Source organism: Streptomyces sp. NRRL F-2664 (assembly GCF_000719345.1).
Lineage (GTDB): Bacteria > Actinomycetota > Actinomycetes > Streptomycetales > Streptomycetaceae > Streptomyces.
In genome coordinates this window covers 1-226 of sequence record NZ_JOFX01000622.1, presented here as the reverse complement: position 1 = coordinate 226, position 226 = coordinate 1, and the positions used below count along the sequence as shown (strand labels likewise).

The 226-nt window shown below is 67.3% G+C and carries 1 pseudogene; it reads right to left on the bottom strand.

Annotated features, from left to right (window positions below):
- Positions 1–35: 35 nt before the first annotated feature.
- Positions 36–226, bottom strand: a pseudogene (locus IF89_RS0137255) (IS110 family transposase); the annotation flags it as partial.

Here is a 226-nt window from a genome sequence, read left to right as displayed (position 1 = left end):
TCAAGGACGTGGTGGTGGGTGGGTGTCTGGGCTGGTTATGCGGCGAGGGTGACGGCGGGGGATCTGGACTCGTAGAAGGTGCCGTCTCGGAGCATGGCGAACAGGACGCTGATGCGTTGGCGGGCGAGCCGGAGGAGGGCTTGGGTGTGGGTTTTGCCGCGTGCGCGTTGCCGGTCGTAGTAGGTGCGGGAGGCGGGGTCGGCGTTCATGCAGGCGAAGGCGGAGA